General features: G+C 68.3%; 21 protein-coding genes and 1 CRISPR repeat array. Of the genes, 7 read left to right on the top strand and 14 right to left on the bottom strand.

Annotation, left to right across the window (positions count from 1 at the left end; genetic code table 11):
- Positions 1-46 precede the first annotated feature (46 nt).
- Entirely contained in the window at positions 47-1,231 is a 1,185-nt protein-coding gene (locus JL108_RS06145) for an amidohydrolase family protein (protein WP_205197524.1), read from the top strand.
- Between the two features lie 95 nt (positions 1,232-1,326).
- On the opposite strand, the gene JL108_RS06140 is transcribed toward JL108_RS06145, so the two are convergent.
- From JL108_RS06140 to JL108_RS06115, 6 genes are all read right to left on the bottom strand, one after another.
- Positions 1,327-1,668 (bottom strand): DUF2200 domain-containing protein, encoded by a 342-nt coding sequence (locus JL108_RS06140; protein WP_307837203.1) that lies wholly within the window; start codon positions 1,666-1,668, stop codon positions 1,327-1,329.
- A 34-nt stretch (positions 1,669-1,702) separates the two neighbouring features.
- Entirely contained in the window at positions 1,703-2,470 is a 768-nt protein-coding gene (locus JL108_RS06135) for an SCO1664 family protein (protein ID WP_205197523.1), read from the bottom strand.
- A 97-nt stretch (positions 2,471-2,567) separates the two neighbouring features.
- Complete coding sequence (locus JL108_RS06130; protein ID WP_205197522.1) at positions 2,568-3,203, bottom strand: DUF3761 domain-containing protein; 636 nt, start codon at positions 3,201-3,203, stop codon at positions 2,568-2,570.
- 277 nt (positions 3,204-3,480) lie between these two features.
- Positions 3,481-4,041 carry a DUF3090 domain-containing protein gene (locus JL108_RS06125; protein ID WP_143911797.1) on the bottom strand — a complete coding sequence of 187 codons (561 nt, stop codon included), beginning with the start codon at positions 4,039-4,041 and terminating at the stop codon, positions 3,481-3,483.
- 817 nt (positions 4,042-4,858) lie between these two features.
- Complete coding sequence (locus JL108_RS06120) at positions 4,859-5,275, bottom strand: hypothetical protein (protein WP_205197521.1); 417 nt, start codon at positions 5,273-5,275, stop codon at positions 4,859-4,861.
- Between the two features lie 243 nt (positions 5,276-5,518).
- Complete coding sequence (locus JL108_RS06115; protein ID WP_205197520.1) at positions 5,519-5,806, bottom strand: hypothetical protein; 288 nt, start codon at positions 5,804-5,806, stop codon at positions 5,519-5,521.
- Positions 5,807-6,140: direct repeats of the CRISPR family, unit length 28 nt; unit sequence GGATCATCCCCGCGTGTACGGGGAGCAC.
- A gap of 2 nt (positions 6,141-6,142) precedes the next feature.
- Between JL108_RS06115 and JL108_RS20180 the strand changes: the two genes are divergently transcribed.
- On the top strand, positions 6,143-7,636 hold the full coding sequence (locus JL108_RS20180) for an HNH endonuclease signature motif containing protein (protein ID WP_205197519.1): 1,494 nt from the start codon (positions 6,143-6,145) through the stop codon (positions 7,634-7,636).
- On the opposite strand, the gene JL108_RS06105 is transcribed toward JL108_RS20180, so the two are convergent.
- Together JL108_RS06105 and JL108_RS06100 are read right to left on the bottom strand one after the other, a co-directional pair.
- Positions 7,633-8,316, bottom strand: coding sequence for an MSMEG_4193 family putative phosphomutase (locus JL108_RS06105; RefSeq protein ID WP_205197518.1), 684 nt, complete (start codon positions 8,314-8,316; stop codon positions 7,633-7,635). The genes JL108_RS20180 and JL108_RS06105 overlap by 4 nt on opposite strands.
- 31 nt (positions 8,317-8,347) lie before the next feature.
- Positions 8,348-8,953: a hypothetical protein gene (locus JL108_RS06100; RefSeq protein WP_205197517.1), complete on the bottom strand. Its 606-nt coding sequence runs from the start codon at positions 8,951-8,953 to the stop codon at positions 8,348-8,350.
- Positions 8,954-9,161: 208 nt separating this feature from the next.
- On the opposite strand from JL108_RS06100, the gene JL108_RS06095 reads away from it, so the two are divergent.
- Both JL108_RS06095 and JL108_RS06090 read left to right on the top strand, forming a co-directional pair.
- Positions 9,162-9,803 (top strand): GntR family transcriptional regulator, encoded by a 642-nt coding sequence (locus JL108_RS06095; RefSeq protein WP_205197516.1) that lies wholly within the window; start codon positions 9,162-9,164, stop codon positions 9,801-9,803.
- Positions 9,800-11,080: an MFS transporter gene (locus tag JL108_RS06090; protein WP_205197515.1), complete on the top strand. Its 1,281-nt coding sequence runs from the start codon at positions 9,800-9,802 to the stop codon at positions 11,078-11,080. The genes JL108_RS06095 and JL108_RS06090 overlap by 4 nt, the downstream gene beginning before the upstream one ends.
- A gap of 4 nt (positions 11,081-11,084) precedes the next feature.
- Here the strand turns inward: JL108_RS06090 and JL108_RS06085 are convergent, their stop codons facing one another.
- The 3 genes from JL108_RS06085 to JL108_RS06075 form a co-directional block, all read right to left on the bottom strand.
- Positions 11,085-11,522, bottom strand: a complete 438-nt coding sequence (locus JL108_RS06085; RefSeq protein ID WP_205197514.1) for a universal stress protein — start codon at positions 11,520-11,522, stop codon at positions 11,085-11,087.
- A 107-nt stretch (positions 11,523-11,629) separates the two neighbouring features.
- The gene (locus tag JL108_RS06080; RefSeq protein ID WP_205197513.1) at positions 11,630-12,607 is read right to left on the bottom strand and encodes an SRPBCC family protein; all 978 of its coding nucleotides are present in this window, start codon (positions 12,605-12,607) and stop codon (positions 11,630-11,632) included.
- A 20-nt stretch (positions 12,608-12,627) separates the two neighbouring features.
- Entirely contained in the window at positions 12,628-12,963 is a 336-nt protein-coding gene (locus JL108_RS06075; protein ID WP_205197512.1) for a metalloregulator ArsR/SmtB family transcription factor, read from the bottom strand.
- Positions 12,964-13,024: 61 nt separating this feature from the next.
- On the opposite strand from JL108_RS06075, the gene JL108_RS06070 reads away from it, so the two are divergent.
- Both JL108_RS06070 and JL108_RS06065 read left to right on the top strand, forming a co-directional pair.
- Positions 13,025-13,192, top strand: coding sequence for a hypothetical protein (locus JL108_RS06070; protein ID WP_185972964.1), 168 nt, complete (start codon positions 13,025-13,027; stop codon positions 13,190-13,192).
- Between the two features lie 19 nt (positions 13,193-13,211).
- Positions 13,212-14,042, top strand: coding sequence for an alpha/beta hydrolase (locus JL108_RS06065; RefSeq protein WP_205197511.1), 831 nt, complete (start codon positions 13,212-13,214; stop codon positions 14,040-14,042).
- A 59-nt stretch (positions 14,043-14,101) separates the two neighbouring features.
- Here JL108_RS06065 and JL108_RS06060 read toward each other — a convergent pair whose 3' ends face one another.
- From JL108_RS06060 to JL108_RS06050, 3 genes are all read right to left on the bottom strand, one after another.
- Positions 14,102-14,971, bottom strand: coding sequence for a DUF817 domain-containing protein (locus tag JL108_RS06060; RefSeq protein WP_205197510.1), 870 nt, complete (start codon positions 14,969-14,971; stop codon positions 14,102-14,104).
- A 100-nt stretch (positions 14,972-15,071) separates the two neighbouring features.
- Positions 15,072-15,893: an alpha/beta fold hydrolase gene (locus tag JL108_RS06055; RefSeq protein WP_205197509.1), complete on the bottom strand. Its 822-nt coding sequence runs from the start codon at positions 15,891-15,893 to the stop codon at positions 15,072-15,074.
- Between the two features lie 74 nt (positions 15,894-15,967).
- The gene (locus JL108_RS06050; RefSeq protein WP_240190716.1) at positions 15,968-16,336 is read right to left on the bottom strand and encodes a nuclear transport factor 2 family protein; all 369 of its coding nucleotides are present in this window, start codon (positions 16,334-16,336) and stop codon (positions 15,968-15,970) included.
- 53 nt (positions 16,337-16,389) lie between these two features.
- Between JL108_RS06050 and ald the strand changes: the two genes are divergently transcribed.
- Complete coding sequence (ald, locus tag JL108_RS06045) at positions 16,390-17,523, top strand: alanine dehydrogenase (RefSeq protein WP_205197508.1); 1,134 nt, start codon at positions 16,390-16,392, stop codon at positions 17,521-17,523.
- Positions 17,524-17,629 lie beyond the last annotated feature (106 nt).

The raw sequence follows: 17,629 nt of genomic DNA, 5'->3' as shown, positions 1-17,629 counted from the left end.
CCGTTCCCGACTGGGAGCGGACCATCACCGATATCGAGGAGACCACTTGCTGACCCGACTGACCGGAGCCGACGCCCTGCTGCTGGACACCACGGAGGCGGTGACCGGCCACGACCTCCTCATCGAGGACGGGACGGTGGTCGCGGTGGAGCCGACCGCGACGGCGAGTCCTCGCGAGAACGAGCGGCGGGTGAGCGTCGACGGTGGGTGGGTGGTCCCCGGACTGATCGACGCCCACAGTCATCTGACGCTGCACGTGGAGGCTCCCGAGGTCGACGCGTTCTACCCGCCGAGCCCGTTCCTGTCGGCGCGCGCCGCTCAGCAGACCCTCGCAGGTGGTGTCACCACGTGTCGTGACCTCGGCGGACACCAGCATGTCGACCTCGAACTGCGCGACGCGATCGAACGCGGCGACGTGCCCGGCCCGCGGATCCTCGCCGCGGGCAAGCCCATCGTCGCCACCGGCGGTCACATCCACTACTTCGGCCGCCCGGTCGACGGCCCCTATGAGGCGCGTAAGGCGGTGCGCGAGCAGATCGGCGCTGGTGCCGACCTCATCAAGATCATGTTGACGGGAGGATCGGCCAATGTCGACGAGCGTCCCGACGCGATGCAGCTACGGCCGGATGAGATCGAGGCCCTCGTCACCGAGGCGCAGGCCGCCGACGTCCCCGTGGCCGTCCACGCCCATTCGTCCGCGGCTGTCGTGCTGGCGGTCGGGCTGGGAGTGACTTCGGTGGAGCACGCCGCCCTTCTGGACGACGACGGCATCGAGGCGCTGCGGAACAGCGACACGGTCCTGGTGCCCACTCAAGCGGTGTACCGGCGGATTGCCGACAATGTCGACGGCTGGGATGCCCGCATCGCCGAGAATGCGACGCGGCTCTACCAGTCCAAGATCGACTCCCTCGCCCGCGCGTTGCGGGCCGGCGTGCGGATCGGCGTCGGCAGTGACTCAGGGCGCCACTTTCCCCACGGTCAGATCCTGCCCGAGCTGCTGGCGTTGACCGAGGCCGGCCTGGACAACACCGCGGCTCTCCGTGCCGCGACAGTGGCCAATGCCGATCTGCTGGGCCTAGGCGGAACGGTCGGTGTGCTGCACCCCGGCGCCTCCGCGGATCTGCTCTTGGCCACTGGCGATCCCCGGGACGACCTGCGTCACCTGCGTTCGCCGAGCCTGGTCCTGGCGCGGGGCCGGCAGGTGCACGCCGAGCCGGATCCACGAGCCTGATGAGCGCGCAGAGAGCGGTGAGACGGCGTCGTTTCGCGAGGAGGATGGATGGTGGCCCGCCTCTTTAATCTGGGGATGGACGCTGACTCAACGCCTCAGGCCCGAAGGACCTTCTCGAGGGCTTTGCCCTTGGCCAGCTCGTCGACCAGCTTGTCGAGGTAGCGGATCTTCTGCATCAGGGGATCCTCGATCTCCTCGACGCGCACGCCGCACACCACGCCCGTGATGAGCGAGACAGCAGGGTTCAGCCGCGCGTCGGCGAAGAACTCCTCGAAGGTCGTCTCGGCGTCGAGATGATGCTGCAGCTCGCCCTCGTCGAATCCCGTCAGCCACTCGATCACCGCGTCGAGCTCGGCCTTCGTGCGGCCCTTCCGCTCGACCTTGGCGAGGTAGAGCGGATAGACGGAGGCGAAGCTCATGGTGAAGATCCTGCTCACGGGTTTACGGTACCGCGCGTCTCGCCCGCCGTGCTCAGAACGGCGGCCAGGGGACCGGCGGCATCTCTCCCACGGGGGACGGGAACCGGCCGGCTTGGCACAGGCTGTCGACACGGTGCCGCAAGGCGTCGATCTCCGGCTCAGCGAGCAGCTCGCGGATGCGGGCTCCGAGTTCGCCGTCGAGGGCGGCGAGCACCCGGGCGGCACCGGCTCGCTCGTCATCGGTCAGTGGTTCGCCGATCCACCCCCACAACACCGTGCGCAGCTTCGGTTCCGTGTGGAAGGTGAGTCCGTGGTCGACGCCGTGACGGTGCCCGCCCGGCATCGCGAGGACGTGGCCCCCCTTGCGGTCGGCATTGTTGACGAGCACATCGAAGACCGCCATGCGCCGTAGCGCCGCGGAGTCCTCGTGGATGACGGAGACCGGCTGCTCGTCGGCGTCCACCCCGTCGAGCACGTGCTTCCACCCGGACTCGGGAACCTCGCCGGCCGGCACGATGGTGACCGGTTCCTGTGCCGGATCCGTCTCCTGCCAGATCTGGATCATCCCTTCGCCGTGCGGACCGTCGCCGAGCCAGGTCGGCGGCACGATGTCCCATCCGAGGGTCTCGGACACGAGTCGCGCGGCGATCTCCCGGTGTGCCAGCACGGCGCCGGGGAAATCCCACAACGGCCGCTCGCCCGCCACCGGCTTGTAGACGACGGGGGTGTCGCCGAGATGCCCGTAGAAGGTGGCATTCGAGGCGGGCAGGATGCGCCCTTCGAGGACCAGCTCAGGAGCGGCATCGGACGACTCGACCATGGCGCCCATGGTAGGACTCCCCGGCCGCGGCACGGTGACCCGCGCACCTCTCACGGCTGGCGAAAGGTGCGCAGGTCACCGCCCAGCGATGAACGGGTCAGAGCCAGGCGGCGACGCCTCCGTGTCCCGAACAGGTCCCGCGGCGGCTCTGGCTGTGGCTGTAGGTCCCGTCCTGGCAGCGAGCGGTGGCACCCGCCGGCGCCTGATCGCTCTCGTGGGGGCGGCAGACCGAGTTGCCCGCGGAGTTGACGTAGGTCCCATTCGGGCAGGTGGCCGGCGCCGGTGCCGCGGGCTCCGGCGGCGGAGGCGGGGCCGGTTGGCGAGTGCCCTGCGCGATGACCTCGTGCACCGGCTCGGTGACGACCCGTTCGGATACCTGCTCGCGGGCCGTCTCTTCGCCATCGGTGTGCGTGACGCGGAAGGTACGTTCGAGCTGTCCCGGCACGCCCGCGGTCTGAATGCGGGTCTGTCCGACCTCGAGCTCACCGTCCTCGACGGTGCTGCTGTCGAAGGAGATCTCCTCCGTGACCGTCTCGGTGCGGTGGAGGACTACGGGCTTCGGCGCGGTGGGCGACGGACTCGCCGATGCGGTCGCCCTGGTGGGTGATGGCTCGGTCTCCTGAGGCGCGATCGCTCCCGCGCCGGCGGCCAGGGTCACCAGAGCGATGAGCGCGGCACCCGCGCTCAATCCCATCCGCTGACCGACGGTATGGGACAAGAACCACTGCTTCACGTCATCTCCTCGATCGATCCCGGACGATCGTCTCGCGGTGTAACTCGCAGTGACAATGGCGCTTTCGGAGCGGACTCGCTAGTCCGAAAGGCTCAGGCGGGCAGGGCCCTGAACAACCTCCCGCCTTTCCCCGTGAGCGGTGACTTACGCACCCCTCACGTCCCGGGGCGGTGTCTTTCGCACCCCTCACGTCCCGGGGCGGTGACCTGCGCACCTCTCACGGGCGGCGAGGGGTGCGTAAGTCACCGCCCATTCGGGCGGAAGGCGGCCGTGCCTCTTACTCGAACTCCCCGACCTGGGGGCATTCGTGGCCCTCCGGATCGATAGGGCCGAGGCACAGCGGGCAGAACGGCCGTCCGGCGAGCACGATCTCGCGCGTGCGCTTGCTGAAGGATCGGGCTGCTCCCACGGGGATGCGCACCTGGAGCACCTCGGGGGAGTCCTCGGGATCGGGGGCGGGCATGGCCGCGGGATCCCCCTCGATCTCGACGAGAGGATGGGCCTCGATCACCACCTGGGCCGTGCTCGGGTCCCATCCCAGCGTCATCAGACCCACGCGGAACTGCTCCTCGACCGGCTCCTCGAGGGGAGCGTGATCGTCGAGGCCGTCCGGAGCGGTAGCCGGGATGCTGGCGGGATTGCCGTCCATCGACATGAGCTCGTCGAGCAGTTCGTCGAGGCGATCGGCGAGTACGGCCGACTGCTCCTTCTCCAGGCCGACGCTCATCAGACGTTCACCGTCGCGAGCCTGCAGGTAGAACGTGCGATGCCCGGGAGGCCCGACCGTTCCCACCACGAGCCGGTCCGGCCAATCGAAGTCGTGCACCACCGTCGCCATGTCTCCAGCCTAGATCAGATCAACCAAGGGGCCTGACCGGTGTGAAGGCGGCCTGCGTGCCTATTCGACACCATCGCCATCGGAGGCCGCTCGGCCCGTGAAGGACGAAGGATGTGCTTTCGCGGTTGCCAGGGCAGCCAGGAAAGCAGATCCTCCGTGGTCCGCTGGTTGCGATGGCGGTCCGCGCGGATCACGTCCCCAAGGCTCGGCGGTAGGCTGCGCGCCTAAAGCGGTCCAAGGTGTGTCCATCCCACCGCCGCCGCTCATCCCCGCTCGTACGGGGAGCACTACGCGCCGGTGACGGCGGCGACCTTGGTCGCCGGATCATCCCCACGTGTGTGGGGAGCACGGCCGCGCATCCGAGTACAAGGTCGCGAGGCACGGATCATTCCCACGTGTGTGGGGAGCACGCCAGCACCTGGCCGATCTTCTCGCCGTCCTTGGGGTCATCCCCACGCGTGTGGGGAGCACGGGGTCCGTTTCTTCGCGACCTCGATCCGCTCCGGATCATCCCCGCGTGGGGAGCACGGCAACGCGTGGATGGTCGAGGGCGCCTGGTCGGGATCATCCCCGCGTGTACGGGGAGCACGTGGACGACAGACCGGAACCGTCTACTGGCTCAGGCGGTCACGATCTACGAGTCAACGCTCTGCAAGGGATGCGGGCAACCGATCCACGAGTCGACCGAGAAAGACGCGAGGAAGCGTCCTCGCTATTCGAACGAGTCGTACCACTGCTTCGCGTGCGAGATCGCCTCGAACGCGGGTAACGAGCACGACCGCAAGGGCACCCACTGGTACCTCGACGTGAAACGGCTTTAGCGGTCCCAGCCCGGGTCAGGATTCGATCCGTCGTTCGTCATGGTGAAGCTGACAGTGTCACCACTGCGACGGACTGGAGCAGAGGTCCACCCTCCGAGCTCGGCAGTGAAGTACTCCGAGTCGGAATCCGCGCGGTCAAAGCTCGCGGTCCACATGCAGGTCCGCTCATCCGGCGGGTCACCTTCGGTGAGGGTCTCCTGGCCGACTATGGCGCCGTTTTCGTCCTTGATGACTACGGGGATTCGGTCCCTCACGGAGCCGTATTCGTAGTCGGTTTGACAGCCGAACTCGTAAGGCCGAGCGAAGGGCCAGCCCAGCTCGACCTCTACATCGGCCGTAATCGTCGATGGACGCTCGGGTTCATCGGCGGCTTCCTCACCGCCGCATCCAGCCAGTAGGGCGATCGCCGCCACCGCTGTTGCCGCACCTCGTAAACGCACCCTCGGACCCTATCGGGCCATTACGGCATCTGTCCTTGAATCCCCTGAACTCGGAGGTGTCTCGTGGCGAGTCAACAGCGATCCATCACCGCGGTCCTCCGAGCCGAGATCGGCCAGTACAAGGCCGCGATGGACGAGGCGGCCTCCGCCGCGGAGAAGGTCAAGGGCAGCGCCGAGGGCGCTGGTAAGGCGACGGACGAGGCTGGCAAGAAGGGCTCACGTTCCGCTCAGCAGATGCGCCGGGAGTGGTCGCAGGTCGGCAAGCCGATGCTGGCCGTTGGCGGTGCTATCACCGCCGTCGGCGCTGCAGCGCTCAAGACCGGCATCCAGTACAACACCCTCCAGCAGCGGGTTCGTGCCGGTCTGACGACCATGCTGGGCTCGACTCAGGCAGTCAACGCCCAGATGGAGCAGTTCGACGCGTTCGCCCGAAACTCGCCCTTCTCGCGCCAGACGTTCCTGACTGCGCAGCAGCAGATGCTGGCCTTCGGCATTGAGACCCAAGGATCATCCCCACGCGTGTGGGGAGCACTGTGAGAAGCACTCCACCGGTGAGGTCGTGACGGGATCATCCCCGCGTGTACGGGGAGCACTGATGTGATCGGATCGGCCGCACCGGGTAGCAGGGATCATCCCCGCGTGTACGGGGAGCACTCTCGATGTCGGGGCGGTCCGCGACGCTTGAGGGGATCATCCCCGCGTGTACGGGGAGCACCACATGCTCGACACCCCGATGAACGTGGCCGAGGGATCATCCCCGCGTGTACGGGGAGCACTACGTCGGGGACCACCGCCACCAATGCGCTGGTCGGATCATCCCCGCGTGTACGGGGAGCACACTTGCTGACCTGCGCAAACATCGGCGGCCTGGTGGTTTCAGCATCACTTTTCTACCACGCCCACGTCCCGTTGTGGGTGGGTGTGGATGAACCCGGAAAGTGTCAGCGGGGGCGCCTAGAGTGGGAAACATATCGAACACATGTTCGGTATCCATGGTTTCTTGATCCGGGGGTGAATCAGATGGTCGCGCAACACGTCGAGCCCGCCACGACAGTGGGAGCGGAGCTTGCGGCGTTACAGGACGTCATCGACCGTCTTGGCCCCCTCGTCCGGTCGGGTCTGACACCCGCCGAGGCACAGCAGGTCACCGGTGCGGTGGGGCGGGTGAAGAACCGCCTCGATGCCCTGACCATGCACGCCGCCCGGGTCATCCACGACAGCCGACTCGCCAGGCGCCAAGGCGCCGCCAGCACCGGCGACCTCCTGGGACGCGACCTCGGCAACGACCGGTCGGCCGGGAACCGGCTCCTCGGCGTGGCGCGTGACGTGCCAGACGAGTCACTGACGGATCGGGCACTCTCGGTCGGTGACGTGACCCTGGGTCAGGCCCGGATCATCGCCGACGGGCTCAAGAACCTCCCCGACCAGACCACCCCTGAGCAACGCACCCTCGCCGAACAGACCCTCCTTGAGGATGCCCGGCAATACACGCCGAAGGACCTGCGAGCGCGGGCGGATCGGATCGCGGACCAATGGGCCGACAAGAAGGACGTCGACCGGCACGAATCCGAACTCCTTCATGAGCGGGAGCAGCGCGCGTGGGAGAACACGAAGCTCAGCATGTGGGCGAATGGTGACGGGACCACCAGTGGCCGGTTCACCATCCCCGACGCCCAAGCCGCGATGCTCAAGACCGTGCTGGATGCGTACGCCTCCCCACGGCGCGCCGGCATGCTCGGACGCGAGGTCGACGACTACGCCACCCGTGTGGGTCAAGGATTCTGCGAGCTCATCGAGCGGGTTCCGACCGACCGACTCCCGAACCATGGCGGGAACAACGTCCTCGTCACCGTCAACATGAACCTCGAAGACCTCCAACAGCGCCTCGAAGAAGCGGCACCAGGGACCATCACCACCGACGGCACCCGGATCAGCCCCGGACAAACCCGAAGGCTCGCCTGCGACGCGAAGTTGTTGCCGCAAGTGTTCGACGGCGAATCCGTCCCCCTCGACCTCGGCAGAGAAGAACGCCTCTTCACCCGATACCAACGCATCGCGATCACCAACCGAGACGGCGGCTGCGCCACCCCAGGATGCGACAGACCACCAGGATGGTGCGAAGCGCACCACGGAGATGAGACCTGGGCAGACGGCGGCACCACCAACATCAAAGACGCCATCGGCGTCTGCGCCGAGCACCACCGACAAATCCACGCCGGACACCTCGAATGCCGCATCAACCCCCAAGACGGCATCCCCGAATTCCGACGACCCGGCACCCGACAATGGAAACGCAACCACCGATGGCGACCCGGTACGGCCGAGGGCCGCTAGCGGCCCGCACCGCCGCCGACCGGTGCGTCCCCCGCCTCACCGGCACCTCGCAGCCATCCCAGGTCGCCCGCCGAGGAGTTGCTGCAGACGACATCGGGACGTTGTCGGCCGTACCGGACGATCGAGACGGAGGCCGGATCGACATGCAGTCGCTGGAACAGGTCCAGGTGCATGCCGAGGGCGTCGGCGAGGACCGACTTGATGATGTCGCCGTGCGAGACGGCCGCCCAGACCGCGCCCGGGCCGTGCTCGGCCTCCACGGCGGCGTCGATGCGGCGCACTGCCGCGACCGCGCGTGCCTGCATGGCGGCCAGCGACTCTCCCTCGGGGAATACCGCCGCCGAGGGCTGTGCCTGCACGGTCGACCACAGCGGTTCGTCGGCCAGCTCCTTCAGCGCCCGCCCCTGCCATCGTCCGTAGTCGCATTCGGTGATCGCCTCGTCCGCGATCAGGTCCACGGCGATCTCCTGGTGATCGAGGATCGCCTGCGATGTCTCACGGCACCGTTCCAAGGGGCTCGTCACCACGCGGACGAGCGGGGCGTCGGCGAGCCGCCGCCCCATCCGGGTCGCCTGATCGTGCCCGGTCTCGTCGAGGAGGACGCCGGGGGAGCGGCCCGCCAGGATGCCCGCGGAGTTGGCGGTGGTCCGGCCGTGCCGGACGAGCAGAACGATGGCCATGCGGCGAGCCTAGAGGTTGGTGATCATCGGTTCAGCCCTCGAGGGGCACCTGCGTGACGAGTGCGTCACGAATCAACGACACCGCGTCCTGGCTGAGGCGCCGCTCCCACCGCGTTCCCGCCCACGGACCGACATTCCCGACGCAGTCCCAGAGGGTGTTGCGAACGGCGATCACGTCGCTCGCGAGGACGGGACGGCCACCCGCATGGGCCCACCCCAGGGCCGTGAGTATGTGGGAGATGTCCTGGGAGTCAATGGCGAAGCGGGGTGTGGTGGCCAGGTGGAGAGCCACGATGGCCCCGGCGGCCACGTCGAAAGCAGGGGTGGTGGGGAGGAGTCGTTGCCGCAGGCGGTCCCAGAGGAGACGCGGGTCGCTGCGGGCATCCCGCCCGGCTCGGGTGAGCGACAGCGATCCCTGCCGACGACGGACCAGTCCCAGCCTTTCGGCGGAGACCCGGAATCCGTGGACCGGGAGCACGTTCACTTCTCGGGTGATGGGAAAGATCCACTCGGCCATCGAGGGCAGTCCGTCCGCGATCACCCGAACATCTGAGGGCTTGAGGTAGTTCGCGCCGGTCAGGGTGAGTCCGTCGTCGCCGACGTGCTCGAGGAGGTGCTGGTAGGCGCTGACAGCCACGGTCAGATGTTCACCAGTGGGAGAGGGGGAAGCGGTCTCGACCAGTGATCTCAGCCGCTCCATAAGGTCCTGTCCGGCCGGTTCGGAGGCGATCGGTCCTATAGCTCCCGCCAGGCGGGGATCCATGCGAAAGCGTTGGTACTCCATCACCCCCAGTCTCCCATGCCCCGCTGATGATGCCACGACGTGATAGATGCAAGATGTATCTATGCAGGTTGAGACAGTGCCGGTGACCGAGCGTGCCTATCGGGTCGTGAAGGAGAAGCTGCTGAGCGGAGAGCTCGTGGGCGGCAGCATGACCAGCGAGGGCGAGATCTCGGCGCAGCTGGGCATCAGCCGGACCCCGGTGCGCGAGGCCTTCTTGAGATTGGAGGCCGAGGGACTGTTGCGCCTCTTCCCGAAACGTGGCGCGCTCGTGGTGCCGGTCAGCGCGGCGGAGGCCGATGACGTGCTCGAGGCGCGACTGCTCGTCGAGACCCACGCGGGCCGCGCGGCCACAGAGCTGCCTCCCGCCGCCCACCGGCGTCTCGTGGAGCTGTTGAGCGAGCTGCTCGCCGCCCAGGAAGGGGCAGTGCTGGACGGCGACCTGGCCGGCTACGCGGCCCTCGACGCACGCTTCCACCAGGAGATCGTGGAGGCGGGCGGCAACGAGGTGCTGCGGCGATTCTCAGTCGGTCTGCGCGAGCGGCAGCAGCGCATGATCGCCCACAGCGTTCGCTGGGATGCCAGCCGTGTCACCGTCTTCGTGCAAGGGCATCGGGCACTGCTCGATGCGATAGAGCAGCGCGACCCCGCCGCCTTCGAGCGGCTCATCGGCGAACATCTCGACGACGCGAGGGCGGGCCTGTGAGCAGGACGGCCGAGGTGACCGTCCAGCAGCCGGCGTCGACCGTCGGGTCCCGCTCGTGGTGGCCGGTCGCGGCGGTCATGCTCGTGGTCGCCTGGGGCGGCAACGAGTTCACCCCGCTGCTCGTCATGTATCGCGAGGTCAGCGATTTCTCGACCGTGACCGTCGACGCCCTCCTGGCCGCCTATGTGCTCGGCATCGTCCCGGCGCTGCTGCTCGGTGGCCCGCTGTCGGATCGCTACGGTCGCCGCCCGATGCTCCTGCCGGCGGCCCCGATCGCGGTCGCGGGTTCCCTCGTGCTCGCCCTCGGAGAGACATCGGCAGTCGTGCTCGCGCTGGGACGCGTGCTGTGCGGCGTGGCGCTCGGCCTGGTGATGGCGATCGGCACGACCTGGGTCAAGGAGCTGACCGATAGCGCCGCACGACAGGGCGCGAACATCGACTCCTCCGCCGGCGCGCGCCGTGCGGGCCTCTCCCTGACCCTCGGGTTCCTGCTGGGCGCGGGGGTCGCCGCCGGCCTGGCGCAGTGGGCGCCGTGGCCGACCCATCTGGCCTATGTCCTGCACGCCCTGCTCGCTCTCGGCGCCGGACTCTGGCTCTTGGTCGTTCCGGAGACCCGGCCGCGGGAGACGGTGTCACCCAGTCGCCTGATCGATGATCTGAAGGTCCCTGCCGCGGCGCACCGGCGCTTCTGGCGGGTCGTCGTCCCCGTCGCCCCCTGGGTCTTCGGATGCGCGGCCTCGGCCTACGCGGTGCTGCCGGCGCTCATGATGGATCAGGTCACCGGGCGGGCCGTCGCCTTCGCCGGGGCTCTGACGGTGCTCGGACTCGGCTGCGGCGTCGGGATCCAGGTGCTCGGCCGGCTCATCGACACCAGCGACAGCGCACGGGCCTCGGTGATTGCGATGACCATCGTCGCGGTCGGCATGGCGCTCGGAGCGGTGGCAGCGGCCCGGCTGGATCTGGTGACGACGATCGCGGCGGCCGCCGTACTGGGCGCGGGCTACGGACTCGCGCTCGTCGCGAGCCTGAGCGAAGTCCAGCGCATCGCGCGCCCCGACGACCTCGCCGGGCTCACGGCCGTGTACTACTCGTTGACCTATCTCGGTTTCTTCGCCCCCGTGGTGCTCGCCGCGCTCGCCGTGCAGTGGAGCTACCCCCAGATGTTCGGTGCGGGTGCCCTCGTGGCCACCGGCTGCCTGTTGATCGTGGCCTTCGCCTGGCGGGCCCATCTGCCCTCGGCTGAGCCTGGATGCTCCGAGGGCGTACGGCGGGGCTGAACCGTCAGCGTCGCTGGTGCGTGTGCGCGATGTAGACATCGCACGGGGCGTGGGCGGCCACGTCGCGCGCGATGCTGCCCAGCACGCGCGCGATGCCCTGGACCCGCTTGTTGCCCACGACGATCACGTCGGCATCGAGCCGTTCGGCCGCCTGCACGAGTGCCTCGCCGGGCTTTCCTTCGAGGGGCGAGTAGGACAGGGTCAGCCCAGGGAAGTCGCGGCGGAGCTCTGCCACGACCGAGGACGCGACGTCGCTGGCATCCTTCTCGGTGGTGAAGTGGATCTCCTCGCTACCGCTGCGGAAGGTCTCGGCCTCGAACTTGCCGTAGGCGGACAGGACATGCAGCTCGCCGTCGAAGGCGAGTGCGAGTTCGGCCGCCTTGCGGGCGGCGGCGGATGCGCTCTCGCTGTCGTCGACGCCCACCACGATCGTCTTGGTCACTGGAATCTCCTCGTTGCCGATGCTGCCCGGATGAGCCCTCTTCCGGGCAGCATAGCGCGCCCGAGCGCCCGTCTGCTTGCCTCCGCCGGTCGCGATGCGCGGCCTCGTCAGACGGCTGTCAGGACCTGTTCCTCGAGTCGTGCATAGCTGGCTTCCATGCCGTCGGTCATCCCGGTGGCGAGGATCTGGTCGCGGAGCTCCGCGTTCGGGTAGGTGATGAGGATGGACAGCAGGGTGCCGTCCTCGACTGGTGTGAGGGTGAGCTCGTTGGTGGTGCTCGGTCCGTCCACGCCGATCATCTGCTCGGTCGTGACCTCGCGGTAGGGGGAGGCCGATGCGAGGAGTTCGCCGGTGAAGCCGAACCGATGCTCACCCTCGAGGGTCTCCCACTCGTACACGTAGGTGTCGCCCACGTTCGCGGCGACCTCGCAGGTGGCCATGCGCCAGCCGTCGGGGCCGAGGAGCCACCGCCGCAGCAGCTCGGGGTCGTGATGGGCTCGCCACACCTGCTCGACCGAGCCGCGGATCACCCGGCTCACCCGCACGAGGGTATCGCTGATGATCTGGGTCTGCGTGCCGCTGCCCGTGGTGAAGGAGGTGAGGTCGGCGAGCACCTCGTCCATCTGTCCCATGGCCAGGCGCATGCCCTCATCCATGCCCATCGCGAGGAGCTGCTCGAGCTCGTCGGCGGAGCCGAAGTGGGTGGTGGTCGTGACGCGAGAACCGGTGGGTGTCTCATCGAAGGAGAAGACCATGCGCATGCTGGGCATGGACGGATCCGGGGTGCCGTCGTCGGCTGAGAAGCCGTCGCGTACTTCGAAGGACGTCAGCTCATCGACGTTGAGGAACTCCCAGAATCCCGCCGACTTGTCGCCCTCCGGGCCGGTCATGTAGTAGTCCGAGCGGCCTCCCTCGGCGAAGTCGTGGCGCACGAAGGTCGCCGGATAGGTCGGAGGTCCCCAGAAGCGCTCGAGCTGGCGCGGATCGGCATAGGCATCCCAGAGCCGGCGGAGGGGCGCCTCGAACTCGGCGGTGACGGTGATGGTGAGGGCGCCGGGATCCTTCTCGACGGAGGTGATGGGCATGATGGGGCCTTTCTCTGTGGTCAGTCGTCCTCGAGGAGGGCGTCGAGGCGAGCGATCCGGCCGCGCCAGATCCGCTCATAGGAGTCCAGGAGCCGCTGAGCGCGGTGAAGGGTCTCGGGATTGGCGCGCACGAGTCGTGCGCGTCCTTGGGGCTCTTTGGTCACGAGGCCGGCCCCCTCGAGGACGGCCACGTGCTTCTGCACGGCGGCGAAGGACATGTCATAGGTGGCGGCGAGGTGCGAGACGCTTGCCGGGGCGGTGAGCGTCCGGCGGACGATGTCGCGTCGGGTCGCGTCGGCGAGGGCCCGGAAGATCCGGTCCACCTCGTCATCGGTCAGCTCAATACGTACAACCATTTGGTTGTATATTACTCGATCGTCGGGCCCCGTCAAGGTCCGGTCGTGCGACCATGGAGGGATGGAGGACACGGACGTGTCGGCGGTGCTGCGGCGATGGGAGCAGTTCGGCGGAACCTGGAGCGTGCTCGACGACGGTCAGCTCAGCGGCGAGATGGTCATCGCGCTCCTGCGCTGCGATGGGGGAGAGCAGGTCGACGAACTGCGGTGCAGCCCCCGGCGGTTGTGACACCTGCGACGATGGAACGATGACCAGCAGGCGACGACTGGCGGCCGTGATCGCGACGATCGTCGCTGCCGCCGGCGGGGTGGTGGCACTCGCCTGGGCCTTGCAGCGGTCCCTGGTCTTCGTGCCCGACACGACGCCGGTCGGCCCGGCGGCCCAAGCGGTCGAGGGCGGTCGCGATCTCGCCTTCACCGCGAGCGATGGCGTGAAGCTTGATGCCTGGCTCATCCCTCCCGATGCGGCAGCCGACCGTGAGGCGGCAGTGCTCTACGCCCCCGGCAACGGCGGCAATCGTGAGGGACGCCTCGGCATCGCACGCCACCTGGCCGGGGAGGGCTTCACCGTCCTGCTCCTGGATTACCGCGGCTACGGCGGCAACGAGGGGAGCCCCTCGCAGGACGGGCTCGCCCGCGATGCGGTTGCCGCCGCGGAGGCGCTCGCGAACGAGGGCTTCGTCCCCGAGCGGACGCTCTATCTGGGGGAGTCGATCGGCACCGGGGTCGTGGCCCGCTTGCAGAGCACGCATCCGCCGGCGGGAGTCCTGTTGCGCTCGCCGTTCACCGATTTCGCAGCGGTCGCCCGGGAACACTACGGATGGCCGGGCGCCGCACTGCTGCGCGATCGGTTCCCCGTCGTGGAGTACCTGGCGGAGTCCGATGTCCCCGTCACGGTCGTCCACGGGAGCGATGACGATATCGTTCCGTCCGCGCTGAGCGCCGAGGTCGCCGCATCGACGGCGAACCTGCATGAGGAGCTCGTGCTCGACGGCGTGGGACACAATGACGCGGTGATGTTCGGGCGCCCGATCGCAGAAGCGATGTCCCGCCTCGCCGACGCCGCCGTCCCTCGGTAGCCGCGGTGCACCACTCGCGGTATCTGGACCGGGTGGTGGGCTGGCTGGGGTCCGTGTGCTCAGCGTCCGGGAGGCCTCGGCTTGTCGACCCAGGTGACCATCACCACCGAGATGATCATCAGCAGGAACCACGAGACCATCTTGTTGAGCGACACGAGGTGCCAGTCGTCGACCTGCGTCGGGTAGAGCCAGGCGCCCGAGGCCGTGCCGATGTTCTCGGCGACCCAGATGAAGAAGGCCACGCCCACGAAGGCCACGAGCACGGGCATCCTGTGCACGCCTCGGAACACCCGGAAGTGCATCACCGTGGGGGCGTACAGCGCCAAGACGGCCGCGACCAGGAACCAACGGAGGTCGTAGATGTAGTGGTGAGTGAAGAAGTTGGCGTAGATCAGCACGGCCAGCACCGAGGTGATCCAGCGAGGCGGGTAGCGATCGAAGCGCAGATCCGAGAGACGGTAGACGCGCACGAGATAGGAGCCCACGGCCGCGTACATGAATCCCGTGTAGAGGGGAACGGCGCCCAGGTGCAGCACCCCTTCCCCGGGGTACTCCCACGAGCCGACATCGGTCTTGAACAGTTCCATCGCCGTGCCGACGACGTGGAACATGATGATGACGATGAGCTCGCGTCCGGTCTCGAGCTTCGTCGCGATCATCGTCACCTGGATCGCCACCGCGGCGATGACGAGGAAGTCATTGCGAGCGAGCGCGGCGTCATCGGGATACCACAGCCGCGCGGCCATGATGAGGACCAGCATCGCGGCGCCGAAGACGCAAGCCCAGGCCTGTTTGGCGCCGAAGACGAGGAACTCGACCAGCTTCGCCCGGGCGCCGTCCGCTGGCGCGTCGGCCAGTAGCGCGTTGGCCCACTGGTGGAGGCGTCGTTCGACGGCTGTCAGATCGTCGGACGGGTGGTCGTCGCGCATCGGCCCAGGCTAGCCGGACCGGCATCGGACCGAGGATGATGCGTTGCGGCGGCCGGAGCGACCACGGCGCATCATCATCGGTCCGCCACGCTACGAGGGTTCAGCGTGCGAGGAAGTCCACGAGCGCGGCGTTGAAATCGTCCGCATGGCTCACGGTGAAGCCGTGCGGGCCGCCGTCGATCACCTGAAGTTCGGCGTCATCGACCAGTTCGGCGGTCCGCTTGCCCGAGACCTCGAAGGGCACGATGGCGTCCGCGTCGCCGTGGATCACGAGTGCCGGGACGTCGATCCGCTCCAAGTCCGCCCGGAAGTCGGTGCGGCCGAAGGCATCGATGCATCCCTGGATGGCCGCGTCGCTCGCCGGCGCGGAGAGCGCGAAGGCCTGTTTGCGCTGGTCGTCGCTGACCTTGAGTTCGTCATCGGCGGAGAAGAAGGTCACGCTGAAGTCGTTCAGAAAGCCCTCGCGGTCCTCCGCGATGCCGTCGATCATCTCCTGGACGTCGCTGTCCTGGAGGCCGCCGTCGGGATTGTCGCCGGTGATCAGTAGATACGGGGGCACGGCACCGGCGAACACCGCCGAGCGGACCCTCTCCGACCCGTGGCGCCCGAGGTAGCGAGCCACCTCGCCGCCACCCATCGAGAAGCCGACGAGAGTCGCGTCGGTGAGATCGAGCGAGTCCAGCAGGGCGGCCAGATCGGCGGCGAAGGTGTCGTAGTCGTAGCCGTCATCGGGCTTGCTGGAGGCCCCGAAACCGCGGCGATCGTAGGTGATGACGCGGTAGCCGGCGTCGGTGAGGGCGGGTACCTGGCCGGACCAGGACGCGCCGCTCAGCGGCCAGCCGTGGATCAGGACGACGGGACGCCCGTCGCCGCCGGTGTCCTCATAGGCCAGGGTGGTGCCCGCCGCGTCGATGGTCGCCATAGGGAGTCCTCCTCGGATCGGTGATGGCTCTCTTCGACCGTAGGGCCACACCGCCCGCTTCGCAGGACGGTGCGTCAGCCTGCGGCGCCGGTGGGCGTCTGCTGATACAGCGCCAGCCGCCAGCGGTCGCCCTCGTGGACGTAGACGCTCGACATCCGCGCGACGAAGGTGGTGTCACCGCGCCGGGCTTCGGCGGCATAGACGAGGGCAGCCTCGTCGCCCACCCGGACCAATCGGGGATCGTCGATCGTGTACTCGTCCCACGCCGGGGCGCCGTCGAGCGAGGTCACGACGGCCGCACGGTCGAACACCGAACCGTCCGCGAGGACCATCACGCCGTCCTCGGTCATCAGGTCCCCGTAGAAGCCCGCTCCAGAGCTCGAACACAGGGCGTCCCAGCCCGCGCGTTCGAGGGTCAGCAGTTCCTCCAGTATCGCGTCCATAGATCGACCGTAGCGCGGTTGCGCGGCGCTCTCAGGTCTGATGATGTTGCTGCATGCGAGTCGGCGTCGTCACGGAATTGAAGAATCACGAGGACCGTGTGGCGCTGACGCCGGCGGGTGCTGCCACGCTGGTGGCCGACGGTCACGAGGTGATCGTGGAGGCCGGCGCAGGAGAGGGCTCGCACTTCGCCGATGACGAGTACCGCGCGAGTGGTGCCCGGCTGTACGAGACGGCCACGGATGTCTGGGAAGACGCCGAGCTGCTGCTCAAGGTCAAGGAGCCCGTGGCCGCCGAGTACGACCGGCTGCGGGCCGGCCAGGTGCTGTTCACTTACCTGCATCTGGCCGCGGATCGCGATACCGCCGAGGCGATCGTGGCGAGCGGCACGACCGCCATCGCCTATGAGACGGTCGAGGGGCCGGACGGCGGCCTGCCGCTGCTGGCGCCGATGTCCGAGGTGGCCGGACGCCTCGCGGCGCAAGTCGGCGCCTACCACCTGATGGCTCCCGCCGGCGGCCGAGGCGTGCTGCTCGGTGGTGTCCCCGGGGTCCAGCCGGCGGAGGTCGTCGTTCTCGGAGGCGGCGTCTCCGGTACCCATGCGGCGACCATCGCCCTCGGGATGGGCGCCAGGGTGACGGTGCTCGATCTGTCGCTGCCGCGACTGCGGGAGCTCGACGAGCAGTTCGGTGGCCGTCTCACGACCCTCGCGTCCAATCCCCAGGTGATCGAGGAGCGGCTGCTCGACGCCGATCTCGTCATCGGGGCGGTGCTCGTGCCCGGTGCCAAGGCGCCGACGCTGGTCAGCAACGAGCTGGTGGCCCGGCTTCGGTCCGGCACGGTACTGGTGGACATCTCGATCGACCAGGGTGGCTGTTTCGAGGATTCGCGGCCCACCACGCACGACGATCCGACGTTCCGCGTCCACGATTCCGTCTTCTACTGTGTGGCCAACATGCCGGGCTCGGTGCCCCGCACGTCGACCATGGCTCTCACCAACGCCACGCTGCCGTATGTCCAGCGCCTCGCTCGCGACGGATGGCTCGCTGCCCTCGAAGCCGACAAGGGATTCGCGGCGGGGTTGAACGCGCATGCCGGCGAGCTGACGCAACCGGCTGTGGGCGAGGCGCTCGGGGTCGACTCGGTGGCGCCCGAGAGCGTTCTACGGGGAGCCGGGCGGTCCCGCTGACGGGCGATCTCCGGATGTGACACAGATCAAATCGCGCCGATGACAGGTTCTGGCGGCCGATGCCTCATCATGGATGACATCACGTCGATTTGTTCTCGTATCGGAG

The organism is Aeromicrobium sp. YIM 150415, from assembly GCF_016918125.1.
GTDB lineage: Bacteria > Actinomycetota > Actinomycetes > Propionibacteriales > Nocardioidaceae > Aeromicrobium > Aeromicrobium piscarium.
This window is presented reverse-complemented; position numbering and strand designations above follow the sequence as displayed.

What these genes read in the sequence shown, in the direction of transcription:
- JL108_RS06135 (WP_205197523.1), bottom strand. Translation starts at nt 2,470, where the DNA reads ATGGTCGAGTCGTCCGATGCCGCTCCTGAGCTGGTCCTCGAAGGGCGC.
- JL108_RS06125 (WP_143911797.1), bottom strand. Translation starts at nt 4,041, where the DNA reads ATGGCGACGGTGGTGCACGACTTCGATTGGCCGGACCGGCTCGTGGTG.
- JL108_RS06105 (WP_205197518.1), bottom strand. Translation starts at nt 8,316, where the DNA reads ATGGCCATCGTTCTGCTCGTCCGGCACGGCCGGACCACCGCCAACTCC.
- JL108_RS06095 (WP_205197516.1), top strand. Translation starts at nt 9,162, where the DNA reads ATGCAGGTTGAGACAGTGCCGGTGACCGAGCGTGCCTATCGGGTCGTG.
- JL108_RS06080 (WP_205197513.1), bottom strand. Translation starts at nt 12,607, where the DNA reads ATGCCCATCACCTCCGTCGAGAAGGATCCCGGCGCCCTCACCATCACC.
- JL108_RS06075 (WP_205197512.1), bottom strand. Translation starts at nt 12,963, where the DNA reads ATGGTTGTACGTATTGAGCTGACCGATGACGAGGTGGACCGGATCTTC.
- JL108_RS06070 (WP_185972964.1), top strand. Translation starts at nt 13,025, where the DNA reads ATGGAGGACACGGACGTGTCGGCGGTGCTGCGGCGATGGGAGCAGTTC.
- JL108_RS06065 (WP_205197511.1), top strand. Translation starts at nt 13,212, where the DNA reads ATGACCAGCAGGCGACGACTGGCGGCCGTGATCGCGACGATCGTCGCT.
- JL108_RS06060 (WP_205197510.1), bottom strand. Translation starts at nt 14,971, where the DNA reads ATGCGCGACGACCACCCGTCCGACGATCTGACAGCCGTCGAACGACGC.
- JL108_RS06055 (WP_205197509.1), bottom strand. Translation starts at nt 15,893, where the DNA reads ATGGCGACCATCGACGCGGCGGGCACCACCCTGGCCTATGAGGACACC.
- JL108_RS06050 (WP_240190716.1), bottom strand. Translation starts at nt 16,336, where the DNA reads ATGGACGCGATACTGGAGGAACTGCTGACCCTCGAACGCGCGGGCTGG.
- ald (WP_205197508.1), top strand. Translation starts at nt 16,390, where the DNA reads ATGCGAGTCGGCGTCGTCACGGAATTGAAGAATCACGAGGACCGTGTG.